Source organism: Variovorax sp. P4_D9 (genome assembly GCF_056401695.1).
In genome coordinates this window covers 1-5,320 of sequence record NZ_JBFUIU010000622.1, presented here as the reverse complement: position 1 = coordinate 5,320, position 5,320 = coordinate 1, and the positions used below count along the sequence as shown (strand labels likewise).

The following is a 5,320-nucleotide window of genomic DNA, read 5'->3' as shown; positions in this document are numbered from 1 at the left end:
ACACCCGGATGGCGTGTTTGCGGTGGTAGCCGGTCAAGGCCACGAACTCATCCAGGATCTTCGTCTTCTCCATCGGTGGCGCGCCGCTGTAGCGCGCTCGCAATGCCTCGATCAACTCCTTGCGTGTTGCCATGCTGATTCGCCTCGTCACGTAGTGCTGCTCCCGTCGGACCATCCGACAGGTAGCAAGTTACGTGAGGCAACAGGTCAGCTCGGGTAGCAAATCCGACGAGTCAATGCGGCGGCGGCGTGAACTTTGGGATTTTAGTTGACACGGCAGCTGGCCAGCACGAGACTGGGCTTTGCCCACTCATTGCCACATTGGAGCTTCAGCATGACTACTCAGAGGCAAGTGTTGATCTGCGCATGTGCTGCCATCTTGCTCGGATCGAGCGTTGGGATGGTAGGCGCACAAACTCCGGCGAGAAAGAAGGTCGAACTGGAGGACGCCCGACACGGCTCGACGATTGTCAGTGTCGTCGGCGAAATTACGGCGGTGGATGTCGCCAATCGCGTGGTGTCGATCAAGGGCCCCAGGGGCAATATCGGCGAGATGAAGGTCGACCCCGCTGTGAAGGACTTGGACAAGGTCAAGGTTGGGGACCGCATTCGCGTCAGCTATCGGGTCGCACTTGCGCTCGCCCTGAAGAAGGGCGGCGACGGTATTCGAGAACGGGTGGAAACGGACGCTAGTTCGATGGCCGGCGCTTCTGCCACCAAGAGAATAACGATCGTCGCAAATGTCGAAAGCGTAAATGCCAAGCGTGGAATCGCGACGCTCCGGGGGCCGGAGGGCAATTTCGTTGATGTGAAAGTCCGCGATCCGAAGCTTCTGCATGACGTGAAGGCCGGGGATCAGGTTGTCGCTAGCGTCACTGAGACCGTCGCGGTTAGCGTCCAGCCCGTGACCGCAAAATAACGCGAAGGCGTCATTCCGCGATACGTCCGCGACAAGCGGTCCGCGACCCCAAACGGGGTCTCAGGCCGCGGCCAGCATCTCGCCGACGGGCCCGTCGACGATCAACGGCGCGGCGGTCGCGGCCATTACCGCGTCCACGCTGACCCCTGGCGCGGTCTCCCGCAGCACCAACCCTTCGTCGCGCGGCTCAATCACCGCCATCTCGGTCACGATCAGGTCCACTCGGCGGGTCGAGATGAGGGGCAGCTCGCAGCGAGGCACGATCTTCGGTGCGCCCTTGGCGGTGTGGATCATCGCGACGATCACGCGGCGCGCGCCGGTCACGAGGTCCATCGCTCCGCCCATCCTGGGCGCGAGCTTGCCCGGAATCATCCAGTTGGCGAGCCGGCCAGAGGCGTCGACCTGCAGGCCGCCCAGCACCGTCATATCGAGATGGCCGCCGCGGATCAGGCCGAAAGACAAGGTGCTGTCGATGCGCGCGGCACCTGGCACGGCAGTGACGAAGCCGCCGCCGGCGTCAGTGAGATCGCAGTCCTCCATGCCTTCGGGGGGGCGTGCACCCAGGCCGATGATGCCGTTTTCGGCCTGCAAGTACACGTCCAAGCCAGGCGGCAGGTAGTCTGCCACGGTGGCGCGCCGGACGAAGTCCCCTCACGTCTGGGTCGGCCGCGCCGGCCGCGACCAGAGCACAGGCGCGGGCGTAGATGGCCTCTTCACCGGGCAGTGGCTTCGCGTCCTTGAGAAGGACACCGAGCGTGTCCCTGAACTTCTCGGGGACAGCGTCCACCACTTGTGCCGATACGAGTGCTGCGCTATCGCACGACCTTGTCCGCCTCTAGGCCGGGACGTTGAACGACTGCTTTCTGGAAGCGAGTTCGGCGAACTGAAGGTCTGCAGAGGGCCCTGCCGGTCGTCAGCGACCGCTGTACGGCAGGTGTGCAGCGGTTTCTGTCTTCCCCGGCCGATTGGCGGACTCACGCTGTGGTGCCGGTTGCGGTCATTCAGGTTCGAAGAAGAGCTCAGAACCAACGACCGGTTCCAGGGTCGTGCAGACAGAACCCGTCCCCGGCGCTCAAGAAGGCCAATCGACTGTTCGCTACTCAGGCCGCCGAAGTGGCAATCCAGGCCCAGAGCGTCCCCCCAAACCGGCGATCGAGAGCTGAGAACCGGACACACGGCACCCTTTCCAGGAGCCGCGCTATTGCGCAGCAGATGCCTCAGGCACTCAAAATGCTGCGTCTGACTGGGTGTGCACAACATGGAAGTGCTGAGCGAGCTATCGCGGAATCCGATCTGCGACCGGACGGCATTCTGCGGAGCACAGGCTGATCACACTGCACGACGCCGGCGAGCCTGGGGTGCTGCTTGAAGTCGGGGTGATGGAGATCATCTCGACGCATCGAGCTCGAACTCGGCGTCAAGTTCGCCTCCTCCTTCTCGATCACGCCGCTGCCGCCGGAGGACAGGCGGTCAGTTCACTTCGCCTACGGCGTACAGATGCCACTCACCAGGCACGCCCTTCAATGCGTGCGCGCCGCGGTCCTCAAACGATATCCCCGAGCCAGCCACGAGGTCCTTGACGGTACCCGATACGAGTACTTCGCCCGGACTCGCCTGGCCTGCGACGCGGGCGCCGATATGCACGGCGATGCCACCGATCTTCGTGCCCATCACCTCGCACTCGCCGGTATGCACGCCAGCGCGAACCCTCAGGCCGAGCGAGCCAACGCCACTGCCGATGGCCGCGGCACAGCGAATGGCCCTTGCCGGCCCATCAAAGGCGGCAAAGAAGCCGTCGCCCGCGGTGTCGATCTCTCGCCCCCGATAGCGCTCCAGCTGGCGGCGGGCAACACCGTAGAAGCTGTCGAGCAGTTGGTGCCAGCGGGAATCGCCGAGTTGTGCGGCCCGCTCGGTCGAGCCGGCAATGTCGGCGAACAGGACGGTCGCAAGGATGCGGTCTGACTCGCTCGCATGACGCTCGCCGGTGAGGAATTCCTCGATCTGGTCGAGATAGGCGTCAGCGTCCCCGGTCCAGAAGAAGTGATCCGTGCCGGGCAGTTCCACGTACTTGGCCCCCGGGATGTGCTCTGCTAGATAGCGTCCGTGCTGGACCGGCACCATGCGATCTTCGGTGCGGTGCAGGATCAGCGTTGGCACCCGCACTGCGGAGAGGATCGGACGGGTATCGATGTCGTAGACCATGCGCATCACGGCCACCGCTGCGCCTGGACTGGCGGCCTGCCGCTGAAAGCGTGCCCACCACTCACGCGCCACCGCATCATTGGCAAGCGACTGCGCGAGTGCGCTCAGAAGCACTCCCTTGCCCCATCCCTGCTCCATCCTCTCGAGCAGCGCGGTCCACCCGTCGGGCTTGGTTCCGTGCGTGCAATCAGGGGCCCAGGCAATCCGCGCGAATGATTCGATGATGACGATGGCCGCAGTGCGGTCAGGGTGGGTGGCGGCGAAGAGCAGATCCAGCGGTCCGCCCTCCGAGACCCCGATAAGCGCCGCGCGCTTTGAGCCCACAGCGTCCATGACCGCCCGCACGTCGTCCATGCGTTGCTCGAGAGTTGGTAGCTGATGGACGGGCACAGGGTCCGACATGCCTGTTCCACGCTTGTCGAAGAGGATGAGCCGCGCGAACGAAGCGAGGCGCCTGTAGAAGTGCGCAAGCTGCGGTTCGTCCCAGGCGTGCTCAACATGCGATACGAATCCCGGAACAAAGACGATGTCGAGCGGCCCGTTGCCAACGACCTGGTACGCGATGTGGCAATCCCCGCTCCTCGCGTAACGGGTTTCCGGAATGTCGTTCATGCTGCGTCCCGGTTCGATCTGTTGCTCACGCCCTTGCCAGTATGCATCGGCCGTTCCCGCTTGGGCAAGTCGCTCCGACCGTCGGCTTTTTGGAGAGATCGAAGGACCGTTCAGGGCCCGGAACGTCAGTTCGCGGCATTCGGAAGCAGTCATTCACCGGCGTTTTGCCGGGTCGTGCGTTGCCACTTCCGTCGATTCTGGGCGAAGGTCAAGTTCCGAGGTAGACCGGTCGGCCGACGAGAATAGTGCCAAGGACTGCTGTCGGCAGCCTCGGTCGTACCGCCGACAAATTCGAAGGACAGCAGTCCATCAGTCTTTTTGAGACCCTCGCTCGGACCTCAGGCGCGAAACGCCGCGGGACATGTTCTTTGGAACGCCGTCCTACACCGTCAGATCGCTCGCTGACTCAGCCATGGCTGCTGCGGCAACTGCTAGCGTCACATCGCGGCCGCGAACGTAATAGATGGCGCGCGGCATGCTGCCCGGCGGACTGGGCACTACGAGGACGGTCAGGCGATAGCCAACCACGGTTACTTGCGTTCCGGTTCTTATCGCTTCATCCCTGGCGTCCCGCAACATCTTCTGCGCTGTGTCTTCAGTCATGTTTGCATTGTTGGCCGACACACTGCTGCGGGCAACCGTTCGTCGAGCGTCGCGTGGTCGGGCCCCGACAATTGCAAACAAGCTGCAACGAGCTTTTTGTGAATTCGTCCATGGCCGGATTGCGACTTCATGTCTATTTCATTCCTACGCCAGCCTTCCGGCGAAGGCGAAGAAATGATGCGCATCAACGACTTGCATTGAACTTCTCTTGCCAAGCCGAAACTCGGGCGCTGGTTTAGATTTGACCTTGTCATAGCCCCGTCGGCACGCCGCGGGGCTTTCATCTAGTAACCCTGCATCGCACGCTCCGAGCCTCCTCTGCGGCCAGATGATCCCTACCCCGCCCTGCGCTGCGCTAAAACCATCCCCGCTGACGATGAACCTTCCCCGGCAGAGAAGAATAAAGTCTGCTTGGGCCAGCTCGCCACGGTGCCGAGGAAGCCGGCGACGAAAATCCCGTTAACCCGACCGGTTGAACTGATGAGGCAACCGGTAATCCGATTGATTGCCGTTCCGTTGAGACAGCCCGCGTCGAAGCCACCATCGGTTACGGCGTCCTAGCTAGTCCGAATCACCATCTGCCGATCGTTCATCGTGATGTCGAAATTCCGCAGGAAACTCTGACCCAGTAGAACTTCGCCTTCCTGCCCGGCAGTGCCAACTGCAACGGTTGCGGCCGGGACAGAAAACGATCCAACAATTACGGTGACGCCTTTGATTAGGTGGCCGGCACGGACCCCGTTTGCAGTATTGAATTTCACGRGGCTTCCGCCTTGCAGGTTGGCACGGCGCGCAAAATCGTCGGAGACGGATATATAGGTGGCACCTGTGTCGACGAGGAACATTGCCGGCTGATTATTGATGAAGCCCCTCAAGCGAAAGTGGCCGTCTTGATCGATTGGGACAGTCATCTCCGACGGCATGGCAGAGGATGACCGACTCTCCACCAACTTGCATCCTCTCTGCTGAGCAGAGGAGCAGAGG

Annotated in this window: 5 protein-coding genes; 1 reads left to right on the top strand and 4 read right to left on the bottom strand. The window is 62.3% G+C overall.

The genetic code is table 11. The features are described from left to right. Nucleotides 1–400: 400 nt before the first annotated feature. Nucleotides 401–919: a hypothetical protein gene (locus AC1DY5_RS40795; RefSeq protein WP_478120137.1), complete on the top strand. Its 519-nt coding sequence runs from the start codon at nucleotides 401–403 to the stop codon at nucleotides 917–919. A 60-nt stretch (nucleotides 920–979) separates the two neighbouring features. Here the strand turns inward: AC1DY5_RS40795 and AC1DY5_RS40790 are convergent, their stop codons facing one another. The 4 genes from AC1DY5_RS40790 to AC1DY5_RS40775 form a co-directional block, all read right to left on the bottom strand. Further along, nucleotides 980–1,546 carry a CoA-transferase gene (locus AC1DY5_RS40790; protein ID WP_478120136.1) on the bottom strand — a complete coding sequence of 189 codons (567 nt, stop codon included), beginning with the start codon at nucleotides 1,544–1,546 and terminating at the stop codon, nucleotides 980–982. Between the two features lie 843 nt (nucleotides 1,547–2,389). Further along, on the bottom strand, nucleotides 2,390–3,733 hold the full coding sequence (locus AC1DY5_RS40785) for an adenylate/guanylate cyclase domain-containing protein (RefSeq protein ID WP_478120135.1): 1,344 nt from the start codon (nucleotides 3,731–3,733) through the stop codon (nucleotides 2,390–2,392). Between the two features lie 381 nt (nucleotides 3,734–4,114). After that, nucleotides 4,115–4,336, bottom strand: coding sequence for a hypothetical protein (locus tag AC1DY5_RS40780; protein WP_478120134.1), 222 nt, complete (start codon nucleotides 4,334–4,336; stop codon nucleotides 4,115–4,117). Between the two features lie 557 nt (nucleotides 4,337–4,893). Further along, on the bottom strand, nucleotides 4,894–5,320 hold a 427-nt coding region (locus AC1DY5_RS40775), incomplete at its 5' end, for a retropepsin-like aspartic protease family protein (protein WP_478120133.1).